This is a genomic window from Desulfosporosinus lacus DSM 15449, assembly GCF_900129935.1.
Taxonomy (GTDB): Bacteria; Bacillota; Desulfitobacteriia; order Desulfitobacteriales; family Desulfitobacteriaceae; genus Desulfosporosinus; species Desulfosporosinus lacus.
The window spans coordinates 14138-40943 of record NZ_FQXJ01000031.1 but is presented as its reverse complement, the minus strand read 5'-3'; the positions used below and the strand labels follow the sequence as shown (position 1 = coordinate 40943).

Annotated in this window: 26 protein-coding genes and 1 pseudogene; 5 read left to right on the top strand and 22 right to left on the bottom strand. The window is 42.9% G+C overall.

All coding sequences use genetic code 11. The annotated features are described in order from the left end of the window. The 15 genes and pseudogenes from BUB11_RS28595 to BUB11_RS24445 all read right to left on the bottom strand — a co-directional run. Nucleotides 1–119 (bottom strand): annotated as a pseudogene (locus BUB11_RS28595) (NADH-quinone oxidoreductase subunit J family protein); the annotation flags it as partial. A gap of 2 nt (nt 120–121) precedes the next feature. Next, complete coding sequence (locus tag BUB11_RS24510; protein WP_073033063.1) at nt 122–535, bottom strand: NuoI/complex I 23 kDa subunit family protein; 414 nt, start codon at nt 533–535, stop codon at nt 122–124. A 4-nt stretch (nt 536–539) separates the two neighbouring features. Beyond that, the gene (gene nuoH / locus BUB11_RS24505) at nt 540–1595 is read right to left on the bottom strand and encodes an NADH-quinone oxidoreductase subunit NuoH (RefSeq protein WP_073033060.1); all 1056 of its coding nucleotides are present in this window, start codon (nt 1593–1595) and stop codon (nt 540–542) included. A 26-nt stretch (nt 1596–1621) separates the two neighbouring features. Beyond that, nucleotides 1622–2725: an NADH-quinone oxidoreductase subunit D gene (locus BUB11_RS24500; RefSeq protein ID WP_073033058.1), complete on the bottom strand. Its 1104-nt coding sequence runs from the start codon at nt 2723–2725 to the stop codon at nt 1622–1624. A gap of 11 nt (nt 2726–2736) precedes the next feature. Then, nucleotides 2737–3225 carry an NADH-quinone oxidoreductase subunit C gene (locus tag BUB11_RS24495; RefSeq protein ID WP_073033056.1) on the bottom strand — a complete coding sequence of 163 codons (489 nt, stop codon included), beginning with the start codon at nt 3223–3225 and terminating at the stop codon, nt 2737–2739. Further along, on the bottom strand, nt 3215–3736 hold the full coding sequence (locus BUB11_RS24490) for an NADH-quinone oxidoreductase subunit B (RefSeq protein ID WP_073033054.1): 522 nt from the start codon (nt 3734–3736) through the stop codon (nt 3215–3217). Before BUB11_RS24490 ends, BUB11_RS24495 begins: the two co-directional genes overlap by 11 nt. Then, a complete protein-coding gene (locus tag BUB11_RS24485; RefSeq protein ID WP_073033052.1) occupies nt 3727–4083 on the bottom strand; it encodes an NADH-quinone oxidoreductase subunit A in 357 nt (118 codons plus the stop codon). The genes BUB11_RS24490 and BUB11_RS24485 overlap by 10 nt, the downstream gene beginning before the upstream one ends. A gap of 501 nt (nt 4084–4584) precedes the next feature. Continuing rightward, on the bottom strand, nt 4585–5127 hold the full coding sequence (locus BUB11_RS24480; RefSeq protein ID WP_073033050.1) for a PadR family transcriptional regulator: 543 nt from the start codon (nt 5125–5127) through the stop codon (nt 4585–4587). A 374-nt stretch (nt 5128–5501) separates the two neighbouring features. Beyond that, nucleotides 5502–6500 (bottom strand): M42 family metallopeptidase, encoded by a 999-nt coding sequence (locus tag BUB11_RS24475; protein WP_427846333.1) that lies wholly within the window; start codon nt 6498–6500, stop codon nt 5502–5504. Nucleotides 6501–6514: 14 nt separating this feature from the next. Further along, nucleotides 6515–7543, bottom strand: a complete 1029-nt coding sequence (locus BUB11_RS24470; protein ID WP_073033048.1) for a M42 family metallopeptidase — start codon at nt 7541–7543, stop codon at nt 6515–6517. After that, complete coding sequence (locus tag BUB11_RS24465) at nt 7534–8601, bottom strand: M42 family metallopeptidase (RefSeq protein ID WP_073033046.1); 1068 nt, start codon at nt 8599–8601, stop codon at nt 7534–7536. Before BUB11_RS24465 ends, BUB11_RS24470 begins: the two co-directional genes overlap by 10 nt. Nucleotides 8602–8898: 297 nt before the next feature. Next, nucleotides 8899–9474 carry a hypothetical protein gene (locus tag BUB11_RS24460; RefSeq protein ID WP_073033044.1) on the bottom strand — a complete coding sequence of 192 codons (576 nt, stop codon included), beginning with the start codon at nt 9472–9474 and terminating at the stop codon, nt 8899–8901. Nucleotides 9475–9644: 170 nt separating this feature from the next. Continuing rightward, the gene (locus BUB11_RS24455) at nt 9645–10847 is read right to left on the bottom strand and encodes a Ger(x)C family spore germination protein (RefSeq protein ID WP_084110541.1); all 1203 of its coding nucleotides are present in this window, start codon (nt 10845–10847) and stop codon (nt 9645–9647) included. After that, nucleotides 10810–11898, bottom strand: a complete 1089-nt coding sequence (locus BUB11_RS24450; RefSeq protein WP_282434049.1) for a GerAB/ArcD/ProY family transporter — start codon at nt 11896–11898, stop codon at nt 10810–10812. Before BUB11_RS24450 ends, BUB11_RS24455 begins: the two co-directional genes overlap by 38 nt. A gap of 11 nt (nt 11899–11909) precedes the next feature. Beyond that, nucleotides 11910–13523 (bottom strand): spore germination protein, encoded by a 1614-nt coding sequence (locus BUB11_RS24445; protein WP_073033038.1) that lies wholly within the window; start codon nt 13521–13523, stop codon nt 11910–11912. A gap of 273 nt (nt 13524–13796) precedes the next feature. On the opposite strand from BUB11_RS24445, the gene BUB11_RS24440 reads away from it, so the two are divergent. The 5 genes from BUB11_RS24440 to BUB11_RS24420 all read left to right on the top strand — a co-directional run bounded on the left by BUB11_RS24440 (nt 13797) and on the right by BUB11_RS24420 (nt 20831). Further along, a complete protein-coding gene (locus BUB11_RS24440; RefSeq protein ID WP_073033036.1) occupies nt 13797–14108 on the top strand; it encodes a hypothetical protein in 312 nt (103 codons plus the stop codon). Nucleotides 14109–14531: 423 nt separating this feature from the next. Continuing rightward, nucleotides 14532–16754, top strand: a complete 2223-nt coding sequence (locus tag BUB11_RS24435) for a bifunctional alpha,alpha-trehalose-phosphate synthase (UDP-forming)/trehalose-phosphatase (RefSeq protein ID WP_084110539.1) — start codon at nt 14532–14534, stop codon at nt 16752–16754. 24 nt (nt 16755–16778) lie between these two features. Further along, complete coding sequence (locus tag BUB11_RS24430) at nt 16779–18473, top strand: glycoside hydrolase family 13 protein (protein WP_073033032.1); 1695 nt, start codon at nt 16779–16781, stop codon at nt 18471–18473. A gap of 69 nt (nt 18474–18542) precedes the next feature. Further along, nucleotides 18543–19871: a hexokinase family protein gene (locus BUB11_RS24425; protein ID WP_073033031.1), complete on the top strand. Its 1329-nt coding sequence runs from the start codon at nt 18543–18545 to the stop codon at nt 19869–19871. A 486-nt stretch (nt 19872–20357) separates the two neighbouring features. Next, the gene (locus BUB11_RS24420; protein WP_073033030.1) at nt 20358–20831 is read left to right on the top strand and encodes a ribonuclease H-like YkuK family protein; all 474 of its coding nucleotides are present in this window, start codon (nt 20358–20360) and stop codon (nt 20829–20831) included. 9 nt (nt 20832–20840) lie between these two features. Here BUB11_RS24420 and BUB11_RS24415 read toward each other — a convergent pair whose 3' ends face one another. The 7 genes from BUB11_RS24415 to phnC all read right to left on the bottom strand — a co-directional run bounded on the left by BUB11_RS24415 (nt 20841) and on the right by phnC (nt 26805). Further along, a complete protein-coding gene (locus BUB11_RS24415) occupies nt 20841–21668 on the bottom strand; it encodes an inositol monophosphatase family protein (protein ID WP_073033029.1) in 828 nt (275 codons plus the stop codon). Nucleotides 21669–21759: 91 nt separating this feature from the next. Then, the gene (locus tag BUB11_RS24410; RefSeq protein WP_073033028.1) at nt 21760–22602 is read right to left on the bottom strand and encodes a PHP domain-containing protein; all 843 of its coding nucleotides are present in this window, start codon (nt 22600–22602) and stop codon (nt 21760–21762) included. Then, nucleotides 22595–23038, bottom strand: a complete 444-nt coding sequence (locus BUB11_RS24405; RefSeq protein ID WP_073033027.1) for a GNAT family N-acetyltransferase — start codon at nt 23036–23038, stop codon at nt 22595–22597. The genes BUB11_RS24410 and BUB11_RS24405 overlap by 8 nt, the downstream gene beginning before the upstream one ends. After that, nucleotides 23032–24240: an alpha-D-ribose 1-methylphosphonate 5-triphosphate diphosphatase gene (locus BUB11_RS24400; protein ID WP_073033026.1), complete on the bottom strand. Its 1209-nt coding sequence runs from the start codon at nt 24238–24240 to the stop codon at nt 23032–23034. Before BUB11_RS24400 ends, BUB11_RS24405 begins: the two co-directional genes overlap by 7 nt. 87 nt (nt 24241–24327) lie before the next feature. Further along, nucleotides 24328–25245, bottom strand: a complete 918-nt coding sequence (locus BUB11_RS24395) for a PhnE/PtxC family ABC transporter permease (RefSeq protein WP_073033025.1) — start codon at nt 25243–25245, stop codon at nt 24328–24330. Beyond that, nucleotides 25245–26030: a PhnE/PtxC family ABC transporter permease gene (locus tag BUB11_RS24390; RefSeq protein ID WP_073033023.1), complete on the bottom strand. Its 786-nt coding sequence runs from the start codon at nt 26028–26030 to the stop codon at nt 25245–25247. The genes BUB11_RS24395 and BUB11_RS24390 overlap by 1 nt, the downstream gene beginning before the upstream one ends. Beyond that, nucleotides 26020–26805: a phosphonate ABC transporter ATP-binding protein gene (gene phnC / locus BUB11_RS24385; protein ID WP_073033021.1), complete on the bottom strand. Its 786-nt coding sequence runs from the start codon at nt 26803–26805 to the stop codon at nt 26020–26022. Before phnC ends, BUB11_RS24390 begins: the two co-directional genes overlap by 11 nt. Nucleotide 26806: the final 1 nt, after the last annotated feature.

Below are 26806 nucleotides of genomic sequence, written 5' to 3'. Positions count from 1 at the left end.
ACTCCAGAGAAAGACAGAGCCAGATAGAGCGCACTGTGCACAATGTTCTTGGAGGTCACAACACTCCAAGCTGCTGCAATCGACAGAATCGCAAAAATAAAGAAAACGATTGTGCTCACCCTCACTCCACCTTCCCGCTTGATATGTTCGCTTGTTTGGAACGCGCTATCATGTCCCAAAGTAATTCTTGGCGATGGTAGACCGCATTCTCATAGACTTGGCAGAGTTTAAGGGCTTTGGTTGGGCAGGCTTCCGTACATAACCCGCACAACAAGCAGCGGCCCATGTTCATATGGTAAGTCTGTAATACTTTCTTATTTTTCTCATCCTTTTCGCTGGTTAGAATAATAACCTGATTCGGACAAGCGTTGATACAAAGCCCGCAAGAAATACACTTTTCAGGTTCAAGAACCATAGAACTCCGTGTACGGGTGGGAAGAATCGGCTTTACTTCAGGATAATATTCTGTAAGATTAGGTCCGTAGAGACGTTTAATTGTAATACTCAAGCCTTTTAATAAACCTTTACCAAACACTCTTTTACCCTCCAATCCGCACAATGAATAAATCGTAAACATAAATGCCCAGACCTGTTAAGAAGATATTGACTAACGCTAAAGGAAGTAAGATCTTCCAGGCAAAATGCATAAGATGATCGATTCTCATCCGGACAAAGGTCCACCGAACCCACATCATTAAGAAAATTACTAACCAGATCTTGAGAATAAACCATAACCACCCGGGTAGGAATTCAGGACCGTACCAACCACCCAGGAACATCGTAACAGCGATTGCCGATGTGGCGACCACATTACCGTATTCGGCCAGCATGAACAATCCCCACCTAAGTCCGGAGTATTCCGTGAACGGTCCGGCGACGATCTCTTGTTCTCCTTGGACATGATCAAAAGGAGCCCGATTAGTCTCCGCAATCCCAGCTATCAGGAAAATTAGAAAAGCCAAAGGTTGAAGGAAAATAAAAGGAATGGTTTTCTGAGCTTCAATAATGGCTGATAAATTAAAGGTCTGAGTAATCATGACTACCCCTAGTAAAGAAAAGATCAAGGGTATTTCGTAACTGATCATTTGAGCTACTGCCCGCAGTCCCCCTAGCAAAGAGTATTTATTATTGGATGCCCATCCGGCCATTAAGATCCCCAAGGTTGTTAATGAAGAAACTGCAAAAAAGTAAAGTATACCCAGGTCAAGGTCAATGGCGACCATTTCTTCACCAAAAGGAATGACACCAAATACCATCAAGGTAACACCTACTAGCATCATGGGAGCCATTTTAAAGAGGAATTTATCGACATTGGCAGGGGTAATATCTTCCTTACCCAACATTTTCACCGCATCAGCGATAAATTGGAACCAGCCGTGTGGCCCAAGTCTATTGGGACCTGATCTCTGTGATACCCAGTGGGCAAATTTGCGTTCCACCAAACTAAGAAACAAAGCTGCAACGACCATAATCAAAAAGAGCATAATAAATACGATAATATTAATGCTCAAGTCAGCTCCAAACGAGTGGGAATCGGCAAAAAGTCCACGGATGGCGGCCGCAATATTTACAAACAGATTGTTTAAAGCGTCCATCTTCTTCTCCCCTCATTGAAAATTTCTTACTTATCCACTTCCCCTAAAACAAGATCCATAGATGCGAAAATAGTCACAAGATCTTGTATCTTCCAACCTTTAACTATCTCAGGCAGCATTTGAACGTTAACAAATGCACCGGTACGAATCCGAACTCGAGCCGGTTTCGTCGACCCATTACTAACAATGTACCAACCCATTTCTCCCTTAGGGTTCTCAACTCGGTGATAAACTTTGCCAACCGGCGGCTTAAGCACCTTAGGAACCTTCGTCATCACAGGGCCTGCTGGGATGTCTTTGTAAGCCTGTTCGATAATCTTTTTACTCTCTTGGATCTCCAGCAGTCGAATAAAGTGCCGGTCATAGGTATCGCATCCATACAACACCGGGATCTCGAAATCAAACCTGTCGTAAATACCGTAAGGCTCAGCCTTACGCACGTCATACTGTACTCCAGAAGCCCGTAGATTGGCCCCAGTTATCAGCAGATTTTCTGCCAATTCCTTAGGAAGAATCCCAACACTTTTCATGCGTGATTGAGCAATCTCATTCCCGAAAAAGATACCATAGTACTCCTCAATCATCTCAGGCATATCCTCTAGAAAACTCTTAAGGGCAGGCATAAACTCCTCCGGAACATCTTGACTGACCCCGCCGATTCGGAAGTAATTGGGAGTCATACGATTGCCCGCCGTCATTTCAAACAGGTCGAGGATCCGCTCGCGGTCACGGAAACAATAACTCCAGGGAGTCCAGCCGCTAATATCTAAAGATCCACTCGCGATCATAACCAAATGACTGGCAATCCGCCCTAATTCTGCAAAGATGATGCGGAGGTACTCAGCACGCTCAGGCACTTCTGTATCCATCAATTTCTCAACTGCTTGGACGTAACCAAGACTGTTATGTGGACCTGCCAGATAATCTAAGCGGTCTGTGTACGGAATAAACTGAGTATAAGTTCGACTTTCTGCCATTTTTTCCAGACCACGATGGAGATAGCCGATTTTGGGTTCAACTTTAGTAACAACCTCTCCATCCAAATGGACCACCATGCGAAACACGCCATGCGTACTCGGGTGTTGGGGGCCCATGTTTAAGGAGTACTCTTGAGTTCCTTCAATCATCATAGTTTCCCCACCTATTCCCCTTCTTTTCTTACTCTCATAACAGCACGTTGTTCATGACTCTCAATCACATAATCCTTCCGCATTGGATATCCTTCAAAATCATCCCACATATAGATACGTTTCAAATTTGGATGTCCTCTGAATTGCAAGCCGAACATATCGAAGGCTTCACGCTCTAAAAAGTCTGACCCCTTCCAGATCTGAGTAACTGAGTTAATCACAGGATTATCCCGCTCAACTCTGGCTATAATACGTAAACGCTGAGGACCGCGAAGACTGGATAATTGGTAAACAACTTCGAGGTGATCCCCCAGATCCATTCCACATAGGTCATGCAAAAAATCACATGGGACATCTGCAAAGTTCTTAGCATCAGTTAAAGCTTCTAATATGTATCGGCCATCAACAGTTAATTCAAGCTCGCCCATGTTCTCTTCAACTTCTCCGTTAAACCTGGCAGCTAATTCGCTCACTCGGACTCTCAAAATATCACTTACCATACTTAATTAACCTCGCCTTAGCAGGATTTTGGATCTTCTGTTTAAGTTGTAACATCCCAAAAATCAAAGATTCCGGCCTGGGTGGGCATCCTGGTATATAGACGTCAATCGGAATTATGCTATCCGCCCCCGGTACCACAGCATAGGAGTCTGCAAACGGCCCCCCTGAGCAGGCACAATTGCCCATGGCAATAGCCCATTTAGGCTCTGGCATTTGATCATAGATACGCCGTGCTACTGGTGCCATTTTCCTCGTCAATGTTCCTGCCACAATCATTAAATCAGCTTGTCTCGGCGAAGCTTGGAACACCTCATACCCGAAACGAGATAAGTCATAACGGGGATTTCCTGTTGATGCCATCTCAATCGCACAACAAGCCAGACCGAATGAATTAGGCCAAAAAGAATGCACTCGGCCCCAGTTCAAGAACTTTTCTATGCTGGTAAGCAAAATATTTTTTTCTTCCATAGCCTCAGCATCGCGCAGCTCCATCTCCCTTTTTACATCCACTCCAAAGCACCTTCCTTCCAAGCGTACCAAAAACCGACGATGAGAATAATCATGAAGACAAACATTTCTACAAAAGCAAAGGTCCCTAGTTTACGGAACGTCAATGCCCAAGGATACAAAAAGATTGTTTCTACACTAAAGGCGGCAAAGACAATAGCATAAAGAAAGTAGTTACTTTTGAATCCAATCCAGGCCTTACCAATTGGCAAATTACCACATTCATAGGTTGTTAATTTTTCCTTATGCGGCTTATGGGGTGCCAGCAGATGCACAATAGTCATCACTACGATCGGTAAAACCACTGCAAACGCAAGTAACAGTCCCACTGCAGCAAAATTATCTGACATTTTATTCTCTCCTTTCACTCAGCTTTAGTGCCAGTTCACTTCCTTTCGAGATGTAAGTTGTAACCTTATTCCCTCCTTCCTTAATACCTACCTTAAAACTGATATAACTCCTCGTTAATATCAGTCTCGGCACTGATTTATTGATAAACTAGCCCTTATGAAGCACGTTTCGACACTCCCCAAACGCCGTGGCTAAAAGGATATTACAATAGCTAAAAGTATATATCTAGCTATTAGTATATACTTAGAGAAAATTGACTTCAATTGATAGATAATTTTATAACTTGTAAAATTACCCATTATGTTACATAAACTGCCAAGTAAATTAATTAAATACTATATCCCCGCATAATAAGCGAAAAAACAACTTTAAAGCGTTAACTTCAACAAATCGCTGTCTCTAAGAACACTAGTATTTTAAGATCCTGTCAATGAAAAAACCTTCGGTCCCCTTCTCCAAATGGATAAGGGGACCGAAGGAAATTCAGTCAAAAGGAACACCTATGTCCTGGCATACTCAAGGATCTTGGCTTCTACATGGCTCAACCACCGCACATCGGCTTCCGCGTGATACAATGCCGCATCTGTGAGAAGATCAGTCATCATATTCTCCCGGTTAATCCCACCTTTGCTCAGGCGGTACTTAGTTTCTGTCAGTTCTCTCATTTGCTCCATGTATATTTGAGTCTGTCGTTCAAGGAGTTGGAGCGCAAGTTCCGGATTCTCCCTGCTAATGAACACTAATTTTATAAAGAATTCATCTCGTAAAGCCCTTGGTTTGGTAGCCGGTTCTTGGAGCCAACGCTCTAACTCCCGGACCCCTTGCGGGCTAATATCGTACACTTTCTTGTCTGGCCGAAAACTTTGCTCTTCTTCAGTTCCGCTAACGAGTCCTTCTTTATCCAGCCTGTCTAGTGTGGTGTAGATTTGTCCGTAATTAAGGTTCCAGAAGTTCCCTATTCGCGCATCAAAAATACTTTTTAGTTCATATCCATGGCGTGGGGCTTCTTTTAAAATACCTAAGATGGCGTGTTTAACCGGCATGACTTACTACTCTCCTTATTCTGTTTATTCTTTTATGTACCGATTGGAAAGTATACGTGGCCGTCTACCTTACAGACCCGTTCCAACAACGCTTCATGGTAAACCTACTTGATTACTGGAGAAGGTCTGTAATCCCTGGGTAATCACAATGTCTGACGAAATTAAGGTGTTAACCATAGTTTCATCCTCTCTGCCTATATGGCTAAAAGTATATATCTAGCTAATAATATATATGTCACAAGCTCGAAATTCAATATCTTTTCATAATTTGCGAATTCCTCAGTGAATAAGCTTCAAGGCCATCATTGCATAAAAATAAGGACTTCACGTCATCAAAACGAGAAGCCCCTTGCAGACGCCGATGAGTCTCTCTTCTATAATTCTGCAGCGCTCTCTAACAGAGCCACAAGCAAATCCACAGCAGCTTTAACATCACGTGTGTCAATCATTTCAGCCGGGCTGTGCACATATCGAGTCGGTATGGATAACACTCCTGAAGGTACTCCTCCCCTGGACAAATGAATAGCTCCAGAATCTGTCCCCCCATACTCTAAAATCTCCCACTGGAAGGGAATATTTCGTTCAGTGGCAACCGCTGCCATCCAACGCTTAATTTGTGGAGAGGTGATCATAGAACGATCGAGGACTTTGATCCCCACACCACTTCCTAACTTAACAGACATAGTATGTGCTTTAGGGGTATCTCCGGTAGCTGTGACATCCACAGCAATTGCTAAGTCAGGTTCAAGAGCATAGGCAGCCGTTTTGGCACCGCGAGTCCCAATTTCTTCTTGCGCCGTAAAAACAAACGCCAATTCATGAGGGGACTTAGTACGTTTAAAGGCTTCCATTGCTATAAAACAACCAATCCGGTCATCAAGGGCCTTGGCTATGATTCTAGATCCGGATTCCACGAAATCTCCCATAAAAACTGCCGTTTCTCCTATGTGGACAATCTGTTCCGCTTCTTCCCGCGAAGATGCGCCAATATCCAGATAGAGTTTATCAAGTTTGAAATCGCTCGGCTTATCTAACTTTTCAACTCCAACTGTTCCTACCCTCCCCTTACTCAACTCAACTCTCTGTCCAACTAAGTTAGGGATGCGCACTCCACCGAGGGGGGTAAAACGCAAGAACCCCTCTTGATCGATATGAGTGATCATCAAGCCGATTTCATCCATATGAGCAGCAACCATGATTTTTTTACCAGTTCCATGACGCGTGACGATGAGATTTCCTAAAGTGTCTGTCTTTAGTTCGTCACAATAAGGCCGCAACTGAGTGGATATATATTTCGCGACCAGCTCTTCGGAACCTGATGGGCCAAATATCTGTGTTAAGTGTCCGAGCGTGCTATAGTCCAAATTTATCACCTTTATCCTCCTTATCAATCACGATAACCCTCAGCATAGGCGGAAAATCCTTTTAATAGTTCATAAACGAGGTTAAGGCAAGCTGTATAGTCCTTTTCTGAAATCACCGAGGCAAAAGAATGAATGTAGCGACACGGTACACTTAAAGCAATCGTTGGAATTCCGGCTTTGCTGACATGGATAGGACCAGCATCATTTGCCCCGCTGCTTCCGCGCCGAAACTGTAAAGGAATTCCCTTTTGACGAGCCACGTCCGTTACCCATCGGATAAGTTTGGGGCTGTAGAGGGTTGCTCTATCAATGAGTGAGCAAGCAGGGCCCTTACCCAACTCGGTAACCCATCCCTCTTCTTCGCGATCAGACACATCGGCAGCTACTGTTCCCTCAATAACAATCGCAAAATCCGGAGCAAGGTGATAAGCAGCAACTTTGGCGCCTCGGAGGCCTGCCTCCTCTTGCACTGTAAACGCAGCAACAAAAGGAAAATTACTGTCTTTCTTCAGCAGGTCTGCCAAGATGGCACACCCTGCCCGATCATCAAAGGCCTTCCCCTTGTAAAGGCCCTCCCCGAAAGGTTCGCATTTCGTCATGAAGTAAGCGTAATCACCCAGTTTCACCTTACCAGAGGCGTCATCTTTAGATTTAGCCCCGATATCAATATATAGTTGGTCAAAGGTCAAAGCCTTTTGACGTTCAGATCGTTTTTGTAAATGGATGGCTTTGGCCCCGATGACCCCTGTTAGGGATTCGTTAATTAGTACGGGTTTGGCTACAAGAATTCGGGCATCAATTCCCCCGACAGGCCGAAATTTGAGGAAACCGTCACTGGTTATATCGATGATCATCAGCGCGACTTCGTCCATATGAGCCGCAACCATAACCTTTGGACCAGTAAGATGTCCGTTTTTCACCGCAATCAAATTTCCCATTTTATCGATCTTAACGGAGTCGACAAAGGGTTCAATGTGTTGACGCAAAAAATTGCGCACGTGGCTTTCAGCGCCAGAAGTACCATTTAATTCACTTAAGCCCTTTAATAACATAACAATCCCTCCAGATCGTCCGGTAAGGAGGCTATAAAGTGGGCCAGCAGTTTTCCAGAGTTAACTACATCTTGCATATCGAGAGTTTCCACTGAGGTATGCATATACCGCAAGGGAATTGAAATCAGCCCCGTAGGAATCCCCGCTTGGCTTACTTGAATAACCCAAGCGTCCGTTCCGGAATGTCCAGGAATTGGTTCTATTTGAATGGGTAAACGATGTCCTCGAGCAGTTTCTGAGAGCTGACGATAGATGGCGGGATGAATATTGGGCCCGAGAGCCACTGCAGGCCCCTTACCTAAGTCAATGGTGACTTGGCCCTTCGTATCTGGAGTACTGGCGTGAGTAACATCTATTGCCACTGCTAAATCCGGATTAAGCGTATAGGCACTGGTAATCCCTCCCCGAATTCCTACTTCCTCCTGAGTTGTCGCTACTGCAATCACATCGTGGCCGTGATGCAGGCGGGAGAGTTCTTCCAGGCAAACCAACATAACCACGACCCCAGCGCGATCATCAAAGGCTTTCCCCGCTATCACGTTATTAAGTAAAGGATATGTTTCTCGCCTGAGGGTAATGATATCCCCTACTTGAATAACCTCATTAAGCTTTGTGGGTGAAAGTCCAACATCAATAGTCATATCCTCCATCTTAACGGCCTGATCCGAATCCAGACTTTCTAATAGGTGTGGAGGCAAGGAGCCGATAATACCAGGGATAGTCCGGCGCCCATGAATAAGTACTTCTTGGGACAAGAGGGTTCGCTGGTCTACCCCGCCAATGGAGGTAAAGCGCAGAAAACCATGGGGATCGATCTTTGTTACGATCAGACCGATCTCATCCATATGCGCAGCTATCATTATTCTTTTATTAGGTTTGCTATTCCCTCTTTTAAGGGTATATACATTGCCAAATGCGTCGCATTGTACTTCATCAGTTAACGATTTAAAACGCTCCATAACCAAAGAAGCAATCGAGACTTCGTGACCTGAAACCCCTGAGCTTATCGATAAACGATTTAGAAATTCTGTCGCACTCCGCATTTGTGCGTTGATCAAACGATACACCTTCTCCCGAAAAAACTGCTTCATTGTGGTAATATTTATATATTACTTCGCTTTACAATTCAGAATAACCTGCAAAATCATTATCTCAAACAATACAGGATCTTCTTTAAAAAGTTTTAAGATTCACAAATTGATACTGTAAACGAATGATGCGGAAAAAATATAAGACACCGGTTTTTCTGAACCGATGCCTTATATTTGTAATGAAACTTTATATTAGACTTGTCAATGAGTTTGCCGAAGCCGCCATTTACTGGCATACAACAGCATTTGGCTTTGATTCATCGATTAATGCAGTCTAGTTTCAATATGATTTAAGTTAATTTCCGGAAACATACGATATTTTCCATCTAGTTCCTCGGAGGTTTTTATAGTTGGCTTTATATAGTCATTGGCTGGCTCCACATCAAACAGAGAGTCATCACCAAGCTTAGCAATGGTTGTTCCACAGATAAGCCCATAAAATGCGTTCGTCAAAACATAAGACAAATTGCTAGTAGCATCTTTAGGTTTCATTTTATTCCACGGCAAACTACTTTGTATCGCCATTAGAAAAGCTCCATGAGTGACCCCTGAGACTATGCCTTTTAAAGCATATAAGTCCCTGCCGGTTTTTGTGATTAGACTAGTGAGAAGTCCTGCCCCAAAAATACTAGCAACTCCATTCATGATAAACCCTAAAATTTGTCCATTCTTGGATTTGGAGTAGAACCTACTAGGTACAAATAATCCAGCGGCGGTCTCCCTATATGTTCGCTTTGAGTATCCTAATCTTTTCGATAAGTTATCAAATAAAGTAACCCCTGCTAAGGCTAATAGGCCCGTAACTACTGTCAAAAGGTATCTATCTTTAATTTTTTGCATTCCCTGAAGCCTCCTCTTTAATTTAAGGTTAGTTATATTTTGGTTTTTTAGCGAGATATTATACTTAAAAACTTATCAGGAAGTTATCTAAGGCCCCTTAAAAGGGGTTTGGTAATTCGTTAAATTACTGACTCTTCTTAGGGAAGCTTGGGGAATAATCGTTAAAATCTTTATTCTTTGATTTCTAGCCTTTTCGACATTCGCCCCGTATTCAATACTTTGGACTTAACAATCACCTCAATCTTGGCTTCTTGAAATGTCTCCCGCCACTCCTCCTTAACTTCTTGCCAAGCATCGGGGTTGACTTGATGTAGTTTTTGCATAAAACCTAAAAACTCAGAATCGAGCTCTTTTGCCTTCTTAATCGTGCTCATACATATCTTCTCAATAGTTTCATTAATGATTTCTTCTTCTTTTTTAATATTTTCTTCTGTTAGCTCGATCCCACCAGTTTCCCAAATAGTTCCTTTAAGTTGCACATTCACTGTAAAGGAAAGCTTCCCCTCCTCCATCTCGGGTTTTACATCAGTTTTTGAAATATTAATAGTATACGTAAAGTGGGTCTCCCCGTCTTGTACCGGAATAATAATACTAGCACCTGTAATTTCTTTTTGGCACAAGAATAAAAAACCGGTTGCTTGCTCTTTGCTTAACCACCCAACTAATTTAGGGCCTCGAAAGACACCAAACCCCTCAATTTCGATTGATTTCATTTCTGATTCTTCTTTATCTGGATAGACCAGATTAATTTGAGGTAAGTACGCATCTCGATCCTGACTGAGCAGACATTCGATAAATTGTACTGAGGTCACCCCCATCGCCGTTCCAAACTTTCTTGCTTTATCTTCAACAATCCCGGTTATTTCCTTAGAAATTGTGCTTGCCAACTCAGGCTCTGCTCCCAGGATGTCAAGAGCTTCTCCTTTGGTAACAAGGAGAAAAGACCGCGGACGATCTTGAACATGAGCCAAGTGAATGCTCATTACCTCCTCTACGCTTTCTTTAGCGGCTTCTTCTCCAATGACAAAAGAACTCATATGCCCAAAAAAAGGAAAACGAGGCATTCGTTTCAGGTATTCGAGATCTGCCTCCTGGATGGTCATCCCTGTGCCTTTCACTAAAATCTCAGTGGTTCCTTTGGCTACCTCATCTTTTTTCTGTGCTAAAGGCTTGAATATCTTTGATGAGACTTGCCACTTATCGACTCCTCCTTCGGTGACACGGTCAAGTCCGATTAGGGTTATAATTGCCAAATCTTCAACTTCCCGGCTGCTCCAGCAACCGGTTAAGAAAATGACTGAACTTAAAAGGCTAAAGGTTATTCTCCGAATGACTTTACCTTTCAAGATTTCGATCACCTTCCTTTTTTCCACGAAGAATTGCTACAATTAAGAAGAGAAGCGGGAACCCAATTTCACCTAATAACCCTAGGGGGGGAACGAAATTGATGAGAATGTTTATGAACTGTTCGATGTTCTTGAACCCATAAACTGATCCGATAACAACAATTCCTCCCAACGGATATAATACGATTTTATATTTAACAGGAAAAACTTGGGTAGTGATAAAGCTAGCTAAATAAGTAAATAAGGAAATTTTAATTACCATGCTCGTGATCCAAATAATAACCAGATAGCTTTCAAGGCGTTGTACATATTTACCAAATTCCAGAAAGCGGATAACTGACCAAAATGGGAAAGTTAGGGTGCTTGTTAATACGGATCCAAAGATCGAGATCGTAAAAAGAATCATTAGGATCGAGAGTGTTGTAGATATTAACAGGCCTATTAAGCCCTTTTCAAAAATCTCCTTAGGCTTATTGATTTGAGGATAGATAAAGGCTATAAAAATAACTTCCCCGAACCATGAAGCCGGAGTCCAGGAAGCTGCAATGATTGGTTTAATTCCTTCTTCCAACAAGGGCAGCAGGCGAATCAGATCAATCTTAAACCAACCCAAGATAAAGCTGACTAGGAGAGCCGTAAACAACAAGGGAAATACAAACTGGTTCATGCGAGCGATCACTTCAAGTCCCTTTGACGCGGCATACACTCCCACAAGAACAAAAGCCAAACTTATAACCATTGGAGGGGTTCCTGGAAGAAGGGTAATGGAAATGAATTCCACAAACTGTCGTGCAATTAAGATACATCCACAAAGAAACCCCACTAGATACCATACGCCGAGGAGTTTTCCTAAAAACCTGCCGAGAATTATTTGAATGTATTCCGGAAGGGTATAGCTCGGAAAGCGCCGCCCTAAGTGAGTTACGAGCCATAATGTGACAACTCCTGCTAAAGAAGCAACTATCGGAACAATCCAAGCAGACTGTTTCGCCTTTTCTGCAGTTGCACTCGGAACGAATAAAATAACGGTGGATAAAATAATGGTAATGATCAGCATCGTAACTTGTGTTCCAGAAATTTTTTCTCGGTTTATGATTCCCCCCCTCCTTTATCCGGCTTAGTAGGGCCTTGGGCATTGCCCTCCCGTATAGGCTCCTTGCTTCCAAAGAAACGGGGACGAGTTATCATGGCCCACCAAGGTACCCGAATAAACGTGTCTTTTAAGTCTTTTGGACTGAGTGGGGCAAAAGGGGAAAGATAAGGTACCCCGAAAGAACGCAGGCTGCACAGATGAACCAGAATTGTCATTAACCCAAGCATAATTCCCATTCCACCCAAGAGAGAGGCTAAAATTAAGAGAAAAAACCTTAGGATGCGTATACTGATTCCGGCTGCATAACTCGGTATAGTAAAGGAGGCAATTGCAGTCATGGCAACGACAATAACCGGAATCGGCGCAACATACCCAGCGTTAACAGCCGCCTGTCCGATCACTAAGCCACCGACAGTGCTTACAGCTTGTCCAATCGTTTTCGGAAGTCGGACTCCTGCTTCACGAAGGAGCTCAAAGGTAAGTTCCATGAGCAGAACTTCTGCAGAAATTGGCAAAGGAAGATCTTGACGAGCACTGGCAACATTGGTTAAAAAGGTCGTAGGAATGAGCTCTTGGTGAAAAGAAAAGACTGCCACAGTCATGGCTGGAAGTAAGAGGGCAATATTCAATGCTATAAAACGAATTATGCGAACAAATGAAGCAAAAGGCGAAGGCGTATAATAATCCTCTGCTGCTTGGAGAAGGCTGACAAAGGTACAGGGAACAATAAGGTTCATAGGCGTGTTGTCGACTAATATAACCACTCTTCCCTCTAATAAAGAGGCTGCACTTCGATCCGGCCGTTCCGTGGTTTGAATCAAGGGAAAAATCGTAAAGGGTTCGTCACCGATAAGCTCCTCAATATAACCACTCGCTAGGATTCCATCAATTTCAATACGCTTGATGCGCCTTCGAACTTCTTCCACTACTTTATCGTTGGCAATTCCTTGAATATAAAATACTCCAATACTGGTTTTTGTAAGAGAGCCTACCTTAAATAATTCTAATTTTAAGCGACTGGACCGAATTCTTCGCCGAATCAAACTTGCATTAACCTGCAGACTTTCAACGAATCCATCCTTTGGACCGCGAACAACTGGTTCAGTGTCAGGCTCGTTTATTGCGCGACCTTCCTTTTGTTGTAGGTTGGCAAGAATCGCATGGTCTGAACCATCTATGACCAGTGCCACGTTTCCATTCAGTACGGATTCAACAAGGTCTAACATATTCGTGGTTGTTTGAGCGTCTGTTAACGAAAGTACTTGTTGAAGGACAACTTTGTGCAAAGAGGCGAGGTCAGCGGGAGGAGTTTTTAAAGCACCTAAATCATTTAATAATGGTTTTAATAAATCAGCGCTGATCGATTTTGGGTCACATAGCCCTTCCACAAAAACAAGCAAAACCCTAGTCTTTTTACTTGACGGGGGTTGGACACTTAATTGCCTAAATACAATATCAGCACTATTTTCCAAAGCTTTTTGTAATGTTCTCAGATTGTCTTCAAAGCATGTTGATAAGGGCTGAATCTCCTTCGATGGATTCAACTTCTTTGAGGCCGAATCTTTTTTCTGTGTACCACCTAAAACCTTTATTAATAGTTGTTTTAACATATTTTCAGCATTCCCCAAAAATTAATTTCTTAGGTAATTTTCCGTTTTATAGAAAATATATGTATGTCCCTCACTTGTCGTTTAGCAACCCTATAAACTAAACCTTACTTTCCTTTGGTTAAAATTAAATACACCTGCATTCCGACCTTCTATTCATTCTTTTCTGAATTTAATAACTTCTCTAAATCCAAACTACTAGGTTCAAAAAAGTTGTATAATTAGAACGTTGTTTTGAAAGTAAACACAGATTACTTGAATTAGAGGTAAGAAATAATGAGTATCTTTGAAGTCATTATGTTGATTTGTTTTGGTGCAGCTTGGCCCCTTTCCATTTATAAGTCTTACACCTCCCGATCCACCGCAGGTAAAAGCCTAGCTTTTCTAATTGTTATCCTGTTTGGATATGTTGCTGGAATTTTGCATAAAGTTTTTAACCAGTACGATGTAGTTATATATTTATACCTGCTGAATTTCATAATGGTATTAACCGACCTTTTGATTTACTTACGCAACCGACGAATGACCACTACTCCCGACCACCGTCATAAGTCAAACACATCCCCTCCTGCAGTGTCAGCTAAATAAGAAAAAAAGCCCTCCCTTTGCCGTGATATACGGAAACAGGGAGGGTTCTTTATTTCTCAACTTCTGGTTTCGCCTGGTCATACCACTTTTTCCATTTCCAATTTGATTGATACTAATCATGGATTAAATCGTCATGTAAAAAATGAACGCTGCCCCTGCTCAATGTTATAATAGCTGGACACCAGGCAACTCAGATGATATTATTAAGTTGTTAGGAAAATTTAGTAAAATTATTTTACAAGGTTTCCCAGGTTTAACACCCGCCATTAAATCTCCTTACCCTGCGCTATTGACTATACTTAACCCTGGAATGATGACCTTGCGGAACCGCCTAACGCGGTTCCTTTGTTTTTAATATGAAGAACAATCCAGATAAATAGACTTACAAACAGAGATAAGAGAACGTAGAAAGGAGAGATGTTCATGAGATTACTCATTGTTTCAAACAGGCTGCCGTTAAACGGGGTTCAACAGAACGGCAAACTCATTTTTGAGCAAAGCGCGGGGGGGCTTGTCTCAGGCTTGAGCGCCTATTTAGATTCCTTGAAAAGTACTTCGGCCCAAGATATAGAGTATATCTGGATAGGGTGGCCCGGAATTACTGTGCCTGACAAGATGCAACCGGAAGTAAAGAGCGTCTTAAGCGATCTCTGCGCTTCCCCTGTATTCTTATCCGAAGAAGCTATGGATAAATTTTATCTGGGTTTTTGCAACAAGATTATTTGGCCTTTATTTCACTATTTCCCCACCTATACTGTTTATGACAAGGATTATTGGTTCCAATACCAAGATGTTAACAAAATCTTTAGAGATGCCGTGTTAGAGGTCATTAAGCCAGGGGATATCATCTGGGTGCACGATTACCACCTTATGCTCCTGCCAAGCCTGCTTCGGGAGAAACTTCCTCATACTCCCATTGGGTTTTTTCTGCATATTCCGTTTCCATCCTATGAACTCTATCGACTGTTGCCAGCTGCCTGGGGGAATGAAATCTTGCGAGGACTCTTAGGCGCTAATCTCATTGGCTTTCACACTCAGGAATATGCTCAGTATTTTTTACGGTCGACGCTTCGAATTTTAGGTTATGAACATAAACTTGGGCAAATCCTATCCCAGGATCATGCAGTTAAAGTTGATGCCTTTCCCATGGGAATTGACTATCAAAGATACCACTCAATTCCCTCTGGTTCAGAGTTCGGACATAACTTGAAGGAACTGGAGCAATTACTTCATGGCTTTAAGGCTATTCTTTCGGTGGACCGCCTGGACTACAGTAAAGGCATCAGTAATCGTCTCCAAGGCTACAAATTGTTTTTGGAGACTAATCCCCAGTGGTGTGAGCAAGTAGTACTGCTCATGATCGTAGTTCCTTCCCGCGTTGGAGTTGAACATTACCAGCAAATGAAACGACAGATTGATGAACTTGTGGGCGAGATAAATGGGCGCTTCGGCACTCTCAATTGGACCCCCATTATTTACCAATATAAGCATTCGCCGCTTGACTCTCTGCTGGCCATGTACCGACAAAGTGACGTCGCATTAATTACTCCCTTAAGGGATGGGATGAACCTAATTGCTAAAGAATATGTGGCTTCGAGAACTGATCAAACCGGAGTACTTATTCTGAGCGAAATGGCAGGTGCCGCCAAAGAATTAGGAGAGGCTCTGATCATTAATCCCAACAACCTTGAAGCAATTGCTGGAGCATTACAACAAGCTTTAGCAATGCCTGAGACAGAACAGAAAAAGCGCAACCAAGTCATGCAACATCGTCTTAAAGGGTATGACGTTGTGCGTTGGTCAGGTGACTTTATTCAGGAACTTTTGCAGGTCCAGAAAGATCAATTTTTCACCCTCCCCTTGGACCAGCACAAACAGGCCTTACACACTGCTTTTCATCAGGCCGATAAACGCTTGTTGCTTCTAGACTATGACGGAACTCTGGTGCCGTTTACAAACAACCCTGACCAAGCCAAGCCTGATCAGGAACTTTTGGATCTTCTAAAGGATTTATCAAAAGCGGGTACGGAAGTTGTTATTATTAGTGGCCGGGATCGTGGAATCCTTGAAACTTGGCTGGGCTTTTTAGATATTACACTGGTGGGAGAGCATGGAGCATGGCTTAAAAGACGGGGAGAGCAGTGGAGTTTAAGCAAACCACTAGTTAACTCCTGGAAACGCCAGCTCATGCCTATGCTCGAACTGTATACCGACAGACTCCCTGGTTCATTTATTGAAGAGAAGGAATTCTCTCTGGCTTGGCACTTCCGTCAAGCTAATTCGGAGCTTAGCGCCGCCTGCGCACGAGAACTCATGGACGAATTGGTGGCTTTCACTTCTAACGTTGATATTCATATACTACAAGGCAATAAAGTTATTGAAGTAAGAAATTCTGAGGTGACAAAAGGCTCAACCGGCCTCTCTCTTGCTCTGAAACAAGACTATGATTTTATTCTGGCTATCGGGGATGATACTACGGATGAGGACTTATTCGCCATTCTAGCACTTGAGCATTCTTGGCCCGGGGTTTTGGCTCCTAAAAAGTTTACCATTCGGGTTGGCACAGACAAATCTCAAGCCAGCTACTTTCTGCCAAATTATGTAGAAGTGAGGAAAGTGCTTCAAGAACTGGCTGACATGGAATAAAGAACAATTGGAGGATTGGCCTTAATGCCTAAAAAAAAGTGGTGGAAAGAAAGTGTCGTTTACCAAATCTATCCCCGCAGCTTTAAAGACAGCAATGGGGACGGCACCGGAGACCTTAAGGGAATCATCTCTAAGCTTGATTACCTGCATTACTTAGGGGTTAACGTGCTCTGGCTCTGCCCAGTTTATCATTCTCCTAATGTGGATAATGGGTATGATATCAGTGATTACAGGGGCATCATGGATGAAATGGGTACCATGGCTGACTGGGAGGAACTGAGGGACGGACTGCACAGCCGCGACATGAAGTTAGTGATGGATCTAGTCGTCAATCACACTTCAGACCAACACCGTTGGTTTCAAGAGTCTCGCTCAAGCAAAGACAGCCCCTACCGCAGTTACTATATTTGGCGACCAGGCAAAGACGGCAAGGAACCCAATAACTGGTCCTCAGAATTCGGCGGTTCCGCTTGGGAGTTTGATGCCTTGACTGGAGAGTATTATTTGCACGTCTTTTCCAAAAATCAACCTGATCTTAATTGGGAAAATAAAACGGTACGTTACGAAATCTACGATATGATGAGGTGGTGGCTGGATAAGGGGGTTGACGGATTTCGCATGGATGTGATCAACATGATTGCCAAACACCCTGACCTGCCTGATGCCCCATCCGTTGACAGCTCTCCTTATCAATGGGGAGGCCAGTTCTTTATTAACGGCCCCCGCTTGCGGTATTACCTTAGAGAAATGTACGTTAAAGTTTTGTCTAAATACGATATTATGACTGTGGGGGAAACCCGTTGGGTCGACGCAGATATGGCGCGCATTTTTGTCGATGAGTACCGCCATGAACTTAATATGCTCTTTCACTTTGAGCTTTTAGAACTAGATTACGGACCCAGCGGCAAGTGGGAGAAAAAGGCCTGGGAACTTTCGGACTTTAAGCGCATCCTCAGTGACTGGCAAAAGAAACTCGCTGACAGCGGCTGGAACAGCCTCTTCCTCAGCAATCACGACCATCCCCGCATGGTTTCCCGTTTTGGCAATGATAGCACCTACAGAGTGGAGTCGGCAAAGATGCTCGCGACGTTGCTTCATACCCTCCAAGGGACACCTTACATATATCAAGGGGAAGAAATCGGCATGACCAATGTCCGTTTCCCATGTATTGAACATTATCGAGACATCGAAACTCTCAACATGTATGAAGAAGGTCTGAAGAATTCCAAAGACCTGAAGGAATTAACGGAAGTAATTTGTGAAAAGGGTCGGGACAACGCCCGCACCCCGATGCAGTGGAATGACAGTTCTCAAGCCGGCTTTACGGAAGGAACTCCTTGGATTAGTGTAAATCCTAATTATCAGGAAATCAATGTCGAGCAAGCCCAGCAAGATCAAAATTCTATCTTGCACTATTACCGCAAGCTTATAGACCTGCGCCGCCGATACCCCCTCTTTGTGTACGGGGATTATCGGCTGATTTTACATAAACATACCCGAATTTATTCTTATCTGCGTCATTGGGAAGAAGAAACTCTCTTGGTTATTCTAAATTTCTTTGAGGAGAGTGCCGTTTTTACCCTTCCGGAAAGAGTCACCTTTAAAAACGGCAGACTGCTGATTGCCAATTACTCAGACATTAACGAAAAAATTGTTGCGGAAGACCTTAATGAACTCTCCCTGCGCCCATACGAAGCGCGTGTATATTTGCTTGATTAGCAATACAGTCCTAAAACTGAGAAACATCGATTGTTCGGGGGAAGTTGAGTCCATCGGAAGGAAGGATGTATGCGTTTGCTAAAGCAAGTTTTAACACAACTAGAGAATGAATTATCAATCTCTCAGACTCAGATCTTAACGATTGCCGCTCTTTTTCAGGCGCACATGGAGCAAGGGTTAAGTGGACGTGTAAGCTCCCTTAAGATGTTTCCCTCTTATCTTCCGGCTCCGAGCGGTTCCGAGACAGGGACCTTTCTGGCGTTTGATTTTGGTGGTTCGAATCTTCGGGCTGCTGTCGTCAAGCTTAAGGGAGAGGGAAATTATCAGGAGCAGTACAGACTAGCCCGGCCTTTGTCAGAACCCGAGTCTGGACGGGATTACCGTTCTTCAACTGTGACTGCTGAAGAGCTCTTTGATTTCCTGGCAGGGATCATTCAAGAAGTGCTTAATAACTCTCCTGAGAATCTCAAGCTCAGTTCTAGCACCTCCGAGCTGATCAGCTTGGGTTTTGCGTTTTCTTTTCCCTATCGCCAACAAAAGTTAGAGGAAGGAGTTCTCCTCAACTGGAACAAAGAAGTTAAGACTTCCGGGGTGGTCGGAGAAGACGTCGGCAAATTGCTCTCTGCAGCTCTTATGCGCCGGGGACTTGGCAATGTCGTTAGGCCTGCTGCCATTATCAACGACACTGTGGCCAATTTTTTAACCGCCGCCTATCAGGACCCAACCGTAGACATCGCCTCGATTGTTGGCACAGGGCACAACACCTGCTACCTGGAACCAGAAGCTCCAGGCTTTCCCACTCCTATCATTGTTAATACCGAGTCCGGAAATTTCTCTGCCGCTCCGGAAACCACCTATGATCAAATCCTAGATCAGCTAAGCGATAACCCAGGGGAGCAAAAATTCGAAAAAAAGCTCTCCGGCAAATATCTCGGAGAGCTTTTTCGTCAGATTGTCCTGGATTTTTCTCAGCGGGGGCTGCTTGGCAGACTTAATAACCCACCTGCCCCAGCCGACTGGAACCAACCCTATTCCATAAGCGGCAAAGACCTTGCTTTAATTTGTCTGAATGAGGATTCTCACTCACGCCTTGTGCCAAAAGAAATGGATTTCGCTCTAAAATACATCATTAATCTACTTATAAAACGTTCATCCCGGCTGGTGGCGGCTAGCTTGATCGGGGTTGTTCGACATCTAGACCCACACCTCAACCATCATCACAGTGTAGCAATTGATGGTTCCATGTATAAAGGGATGCCTGGCTATGCTCAGGAGCTGACGACTGCTTTAAACGAAGTACTAAAGAACAAAGCCAGTCAGGTCACCGTTAAATTGTCTGCTGGAGGCTCCCTTACCGGTGCAGCCATTGCCGCAGCTTTAGCAACGCAAATCAAATAGTCACGGCAATAAAGCCCTACTTCATTTCTATATCTATTTTCATCATTCGCATAAAACATAAGAATTTTCTTTCTTAAATTATATAATCATACCAAACCTGCAAAATATCTTGTTGCTGATCGTTCTCCAAAAAGAGCATGTGTTATCTTAAGAAGGTAACACATGCTCTTTTTTTACATAACATAACATAACTTAACAGCTTAGCCAAATCTCAAGATTAAGCTTTGCCAAAAATGATTGGAAAATTTATATGGCAATAAAGGCATGTTTATATAAGCAGAGACTCGGCCTTACCCAGACGGCCGAGTCTCTGCTTATGACAATTATCGAATTGTATTAAGCTGACCACTTATTTATCTATTCCTTAACAAATATATAATCTTGTATTTACACATAAATTATATAATGACTTATGTGTAAATATGGAATAGCAATACGTATTTCAGTGCCCCTTGATAATTCGTTCATTTTGAAAGGAGATTCTTAATGTACAGTCTGACATACGGAGAAGTATCTTTTAAGGAAATGGTTTCAATTATCAAAGCTTATTCGGCTCAGGACCCACATATGGAATTTGTAATTGCTGTGGGAACGGATAGCCAAAACTCGAACATTACGAAGGTACCTGTTACAGTAGGTATCCATAAAATAGAAAACAAGGTAGGAAAAGGCGGGATTTATTTTTATGAAATTATTGAAATTAAAAAGATTAATAACATAAGACAAAAGATATTTTATGAAACAAATATGAGCATCGAGTTAGCTCTAAAATTGAGCCAAACCTTTGAGGAAAGTAATATTCCACACGAAATCGAAGTTCACGTGGATGTAGGATACAATGGTCCGACTTCTCAGTACGTTGCGGAAATTAAAGGATGGGTTAAAGCTTGTGGCTTTCAATGTGTGATTAAACCAGACTCTTATATGGCTTCAAGCGTTGCAAACAGGTTATCGAAGTGACTAATATAGTTATGCTTCAAATTGATCTCTAAGGCCTTGCGGCAGGTATTCAACAGCTTCTTCCCATATTAATGGCGAACGGAAAGCTGCAACTAACAGTTTTCCACAACGGGATCCGGTATCGTCTTTTCTTCGAATCAGAAGCCCTCCGCCGCGTTGTTCCAGAAAAACCCTGGCTGCTGCAACATCCCATTCATGAACATTTGAAGAAAAAAACAGATCGTATTCTCCATTGGCAACCTTGCATAACTCAAGGGATGCACACCCCAAATATCTGTAAGCCTGCACCGTGGACAACATTCCCAAAACATCCATACCCATACCCACAAAATCTCTCATAGTTCTCAAACTAATGCCCACAACTGCTTTGTTCAACCTCTCCTGCCGATCAGGCAAGATATCTAAGCGATACCCATTCATTATTGCCCCTTCACCCTGCCCTGCAGCGAACATAACCCCGTTAGCCACATCAAAGACCAGGCCAAAAATCGGCTTTTCGCCTAAGTACAGGGCTAGTGATATGGCGTAATCCTTGCCAAAACGGTAGTAATTGATGGTGCCGTCGATGGGATCGATTACCCAGGTATAACCGCTAAGATCCGAACTGGCCCAGGTCTGGCATTCCTCTGCTAATATTCCATGACCAGGGTACTTTTCCAGGATAGCCTTTACTAATAGTTTCTCAATAAGTAAATCATGTTCCGTAACAAGGTCCATCTGGGATGTTTTTTCCCTCACTTTAATGACAGAACGTTTATGTTCTTGTTTTAATTTAGTCCCAGCAGAATGTATCAAGATATTAGCAAAGTCATACATTTCTCTTTCTTCAACATTCATAAAACTTAACCCTTTCTGGACTGCATTTTTGCAATAACGTGTTCTTAGTTATGCTGGCAAAAAACAAAAATATACCCAGAAATAAAGGCCATCACTTATTTTTCCTGGATAACAGTTCGTTGATACATCTTTCATCCAGTTCAGGGCATCCCAATTCAACCGGCTTCTCACCATAAAAGCCATGAAAGTCCGACCCGCCTGTTATGATCAGATTGTGTTTTTGGGCATAGCGCAAAGACACTTGACGGTCCTCTTCGCTATGACTGGGATGGTATGCTTCAATTCCTTCCAGTCCTAACTCCACCCAATCATCAATCGCATCGAAATTTCTAAGCTGGCCCGGATGAGCAAGAACGGCTATCCCTCCAGCCTCTCTGACAGTCCGAATCGCCGTCTGAGCGTCAACGTATTCCAGCTTAATGTAGGCAATTCCTTGAGGCTCAGAAGTGCCCCCTCTTTGAAAAAGCTTTTTGTACAGATCACCATAAATGCTCTCAGAATAGCCTTTTTCCAGTAAAGCATGCATTATATGCTGTTTATAGACACCGGTTTCCCCTTCATATTTCTGAACAGCCTCCCAAGATATATCATACCCTGCAGCCATAACCTTTCTCACCATATCATGAGACGCCTGGTTTCTGCTTTGGATGAGAGATGTGCAAAGCAGGTCCAGCGCAGGATGTCCGGGTTCAATATACATGCCAAGTATATGCGCTCTCTTATTTCTCTGGTAATCATAGGCAGATATTTCTATCCCCGGCACGATGCCTACCCCTATTTCCTGTCCAAGAGATACCGCTTCCTGTAAACCTTTAGTGGTATCATGATCCGTAATGGCCAGATGTGTTATTCCCTTTTTCTTGGCAAGTCTAATAACTTCATCAGTGCTGAGGGAGTTATCCGAGATTTTTGTGTGCACGTGTAAATCAATCATTTTTACCAACCTCAATCATAAAACTGATTCCATGCTGCCGGAAACCAAGTTGCTCATAAAACTTATGAGCTTCTAACCTTTTTTTGTTACTGGAAAGCATAAGTTTGTAGCAGTTTTCTTCTTTTACCTTTTCCATGACGAATAGCATCAGTTTGCTTCCAATAGCGCGTCCTCTATACTCCTGACTTACGATCATGCTTTCTGCAACAGCGAGTTTTGCACCCTTATGCCCTAAATTGTCAAGGATGATCAGACTGCAGGTTGCAATAATTTGTTGGTTTTCTTCAACCACGTAAACTTTATAGTAGGGATATTTAGCCATTTCCCGCCATATTGCCTGAGCCTCACCGGAACTTATCCCGTCTTCTCCATCCATACTTTTTAAAAGCTCTCTTACATCTGGCAGATCAGACTCCATTGCCTGTCTGATCAACATACTATGTCAACTCTTTCCGGTTTATTTAATACCTGGGAGTCGGCTTGAAAAACAATATTCCCGCCCACTAAGGTTTTCCGAAGTATGGGATAATCCTGATGCATTTCAACAATCAGCAGGTCAGCCGATTTTCCCACTTCTACCGTTCCCACGTCATTATCAATCCCCAATGCTTGAGCAGGGTTCAAGGTCACCATTTTAACTGCTTCAGTGAAATTAATCCCTTCCTTGACCAGACTAAAAACTGCTGGCAGCATAGCACTCGGTAGATAGTCAGAACACACAATATTTGCTGCCTTGTTTAAAATAGCATCGATCGCTCTCATGTTATTGCTGTGAGACTTGCCGCGGATAATATTGGGAGCACCCACGCAGACATTAATTCCCTGGGATCTGGCGTAAACGGCAGTATCAAGGTTGATAGGAAACTCACTGACTGTCCCTCCACACGTAAGCAGAGTATCGATTTTCCCTCTTGTATCATCGTCATGAAAGGCCAATCTAATCCCTTGATTTTTGGCGACTTTAGCCAAACTGACAAGTTTAAACCAATCAATCTTGGCCCGGCACTCAAAAGTCTTGTCTATGAATTCTTCAACTTCCTGCTCCTTTTTGCCATGCTGTTGTATCGTAAAGTTTTTAAGCGCTTGGGCATCTTTAAACTGGCCCTGACCTGGAGTATGATCCATATAGGATATCAGATCTATGCTCTTATCCTTAATAAGGCCTTCCAGGGTACTAACTCCCGCTAGAAAGGTCAGCTCATATCTGAGGTGTATTTTATGATTGATCATTGGCCGAGTTTGTTTGAGCTTGTTTATGGTATTGATAACCTCTATAACCATGTCAACGTTTCGTACTCCCCATTCGTCACTCATGGTAAGAGAATGGTACATTGTTGTAATACCGCTGACGGCAAGCTTTTTTTCCAACTCGTAGAAGGCCATATTGATAGGAAATAAGGTGTTTGGCCTTGGTTGTATCTCTTTTTCGATCGAATCACTGTGCAGATCTATCAATCCAGGCATAACATAACAACCTTCAACATCAATCATCGTGATATCTGAATAACCATTAATTCTCGGAAAATCGTTTTCTACCACCTCTGAAATTCTGTTACCCTCAATAAGGATATACCCTTTAACAACTTTCTCAGGCAAAACAATCTGTGCGTTATAAATGCATATTCTATTTGTTTTCATCTATTTATTCTCCTTGCGTTACAATGATATATCTACTCTAGTACCACTCCGTGCTAGTGAACTCCTTCGCTAAAGATGCAGACCAGATTAAATACTTTTTTGCAACTTCCCTTTAATATTCGTAGAAAAAACCTCAAGAGCAATCGCAATAGCTATAATGAGATAGGTGATAAAACCGACTTCCCTCAGATCGAAATAAAAACCGCCGGCCATGAACAGATCAAAGCCAATTCCTCCTGCTCCGGCAGCCGCGCCCATGGCGACGGCGTTAGCGAAATTGATTTCAAATCTCAAAAAAGTCCAGGAAAGCAAATAGGTAACTGACGAAGGGATAACCGCCTGAAAAACAATCTGCCACCAGTTGGCACCGCTGGCCATCAGCGCTTCGATAACACTTCTGTCCAAGTCTTCAAACGACTCGGAATAAGCCTTCGTTAAATAGCTGATTGAATGAAAGCTCATGCCGATTATCGCGGCAGCACTGCCCAGTCCGGCGGCCACGGCAAAAATTAACACCCATAAAATTGTTGGCACTGCTCGGATGATAGCGACAAAGCCTTTAATAAGATTGGTAACTTGCTTGGGAGCCAAATTCTGGGCGGCCAGCAGTCCTAATAACAAAGCGACAATTCCACCGATCAAGGTTGTTAAGAAGGCCAGCCCTAAAGTCACCACAACATTGTAGAAAGCTTCTCCTAAAGTAAAACGCTGAGCATAGGGATTCAGAAACATCGTCTTAAAATTGACGAAGGTATCAGTAAAACCCTTGAGAACATCAATACTCTGATAATCAAGCGTTGAGAAAAAATAGATAGTCAATACTGTTAAAAACAGTACTACTGCCCGCATGGCGATAGACGCCCTATCCAGGAGTTTGATGGGGCCAAAGTTTATAGTATCTTTAGTTAGGAACAATTCTTTAAAGGGGGTATGTCTATCTTCATAACTGCTTAATTGCTCACAAATGTTATTTGTTTCTTGAGCAATTAATTCTTTAAATTGCATCACAAAATCACCCTCCTGATATTATTTGATACAAGTTCAATGACAATAACAGTAATCACGATCAATAACACAACTAGGCTGGCTGCATGGTAATCAAACCTTTTGTAATATAAATCAAAGGAGAACCCGATACCCGTTCCCGTTAGAACTCCAACCAGGGTAGCGTCACGGATATTGGTTTCAATCATGTACAATAACCAACTGATCATTTGCGGCATGCTGGCTGGCAGTACTGCCTGAAAAATTATATGAAAATAACTGGCCCCCGTCGCTTGCAAAGCTTCAATCGAGTTATTGCCCACTTCATCAATCGTTTCCATAAAGGCACGTGTCAGAAACCCCAGAGAACCAAAAAATAAGGCTAGGTAACCCGTCAGGGGGCTTTGGCTAAACGAAATCATCAAAACCATAGCCCAAGCAACAATGGGTATATTCCGAAAGAGAGAGGCTATTCCCCTACTTACAATACTAAATATGCGGTTAATTCTTGTCGTCTGGGAACCTGCCAAGGATAAGACTAAGGCAAGAACTGCTGCTACAGTTGTTGCCGCAATGGACATCAACACTGTTTCCTGCAATTTGGGTAATATCTCGGGCAGTATCCTTAATGACTCGGCATCAGGATAGAAATTGCTTCCTCCCCAGACTACTGCCTTAGTGATGCTGGTAAAGCCTTTTATCACATCATATTCAGTGATAACAATCGAACCAACTGAAAGAATCAGTAATGCTAAAAAGAATACAAAACTGTCATTTCTTCGTTTAGTAAAAATATCATCCCGCATGTCTTTCTCCTAGATCGAACATCAAATCTTCGGACTCTGAACCATAAATATCCCGAATCTGTCGAGTTGTCAGATCACATGGTGCTCCGTCAAATACAACTTTCCCCCTGTTAACACCGATAATTCGATCCGAATACTTTAGGGCTACTTCAACTTGGTGCAAATTGACAATGATTGTTATCCCCATCTCCTTAGAAATATTTCTTAAGTGATCCATAATAACTTTCGACGCATTGGGATCCAACGAAGCAATCGGCTCATCGCATAAAATTATTTTGGGATTTTGCACCAATGCTCTGGCAATGCCAACCCGCTGTTTTTGGCCGCCGCTTAACTGGTCGCACCTCTTATACATTTGCTCATTCAGGCCCAAAATCTCAATAATTCGGTAAGCCTGGCTTTTTTCCTCTTGGCTGTATCTGCCTAAGACCCCCGCCAGGGTCGATTTATAGCCAAGCCTGCCGTGAAGGACGTTCTCGATAACTGTCAAGCGGTCAACCAGATTATAATGCTGAAAGATCATACCGATCTTTGTTCTTAGCTTTCTTAACCTTTTCTTGCTCAAACTTGAAGAAATTACGCCGTCAACAGAGATTTCTCCGCTGCTCACTTCAACCATCCTGTTAATACAGCGCAGAAGTGTCGACTTACCTGCTCCGGAAGGACCAATGATAGAAACAAACTCGCCTTTATCGACAGAGAAACTAACATTATCTAAAGCACAACATTCATTGTTATAGTTTTTGGTGACATTTTTTAATTCTAATAACGCCAAT

Coding starts and splice junctions, on each gene's coding strand:
- nuoH (WP_073033060.1), bottom strand. CDS start 1,595: ATGGACGCTTTAAACAATCTGTTTGTAAATATTGCGGCCGCCATCCGT.
- BUB11_RS24500 (WP_073033058.1), bottom strand. CDS start 2,725: ATGATGATTGAAGGAACTCAAGAGTACTCCTTAAACATGGGCCCCCAA.
- BUB11_RS24495 (WP_073033056.1), bottom strand. CDS start 3,225: ATGGTAAGTGATATTTTGAGAGTCCGAGTGAGCGAATTAGCTGCCAGG.
- BUB11_RS24485 (WP_073033052.1), bottom strand. CDS start 4,083: ATGTCAGATAATTTTGCTGCAGTGGGACTGTTACTTGCGTTTGCAGTG.
- BUB11_RS24480 (WP_073033050.1), bottom strand. CDS start 5,127: ATGCCGGTTAAACACGCCATCTTAGGTATTTTAAAAGAAGCCCCACGC.
- BUB11_RS24470 (WP_073033048.1), bottom strand. CDS start 7,543: ATGTTATTAAAGGGCTTAAGTGAATTAAATGGTACTTCTGGCGCTGAA.
- BUB11_RS24460 (WP_073033044.1), bottom strand. CDS start 9,474: ATGCAAAAAATTAAAGATAGATACCTTTTGACAGTAGTTACGGGCCTA.
- BUB11_RS24445 (WP_073033038.1), bottom strand. CDS start 13,523: ATGTTAAAACAACTATTAATAAAGGTTTTAGGTGGTACACAGAAAAAA.
- BUB11_RS24440 (WP_073033036.1), top strand. CDS start 13,797: ATGAGTATCTTTGAAGTCATTATGTTGATTTGTTTTGGTGCAGCTTGG.
- BUB11_RS24435 (WP_084110539.1), top strand. CDS start 14,532: ATGAGATTACTCATTGTTTCAAACAGGCTGCCGTTAAACGGGGTTCAA.
- BUB11_RS24430 (WP_073033032.1), top strand. CDS start 16,779: ATGCCTAAAAAAAAGTGGTGGAAAGAAAGTGTCGTTTACCAAATCTAT.
- BUB11_RS24425 (WP_073033031.1), top strand. CDS start 18,543: ATGCGTTTGCTAAAGCAAGTTTTAACACAACTAGAGAATGAATTATCA.
- BUB11_RS24420 (WP_073033030.1), top strand. CDS start 20,358: ATGTACAGTCTGACATACGGAGAAGTATCTTTTAAGGAAATGGTTTCA.
- BUB11_RS24415 (WP_073033029.1), bottom strand. CDS start 21,668: ATGAATGTTGAAGAAAGAGAAATGTATGACTTTGCTAATATCTTGATA.
- BUB11_RS24410 (WP_073033028.1), bottom strand. CDS start 22,602: ATGATTGATTTACACGTGCACACAAAAATCTCGGATAACTCCCTCAGC.
- BUB11_RS24405 (WP_073033027.1), bottom strand. CDS start 23,038: ATGTTGATCAGACAGGCAATGGAGTCTGATCTGCCAGATGTAAGAGAG.
- BUB11_RS24400 (WP_073033026.1), bottom strand. CDS start 24,240: ATGAAAACAAATAGAATATGCATTTATAACGCACAGATTGTTTTGCCT.
- BUB11_RS24395 (WP_073033025.1), bottom strand. CDS start 25,245: ATGCAATTTAAAGAATTAATTGCTCAAGAAACAAATAACATTTGTGAG.
- BUB11_RS24390 (WP_073033023.1), bottom strand. CDS start 26,030: ATGCGGGATGATATTTTTACTAAACGAAGAAATGACAGTTTTGTATTC.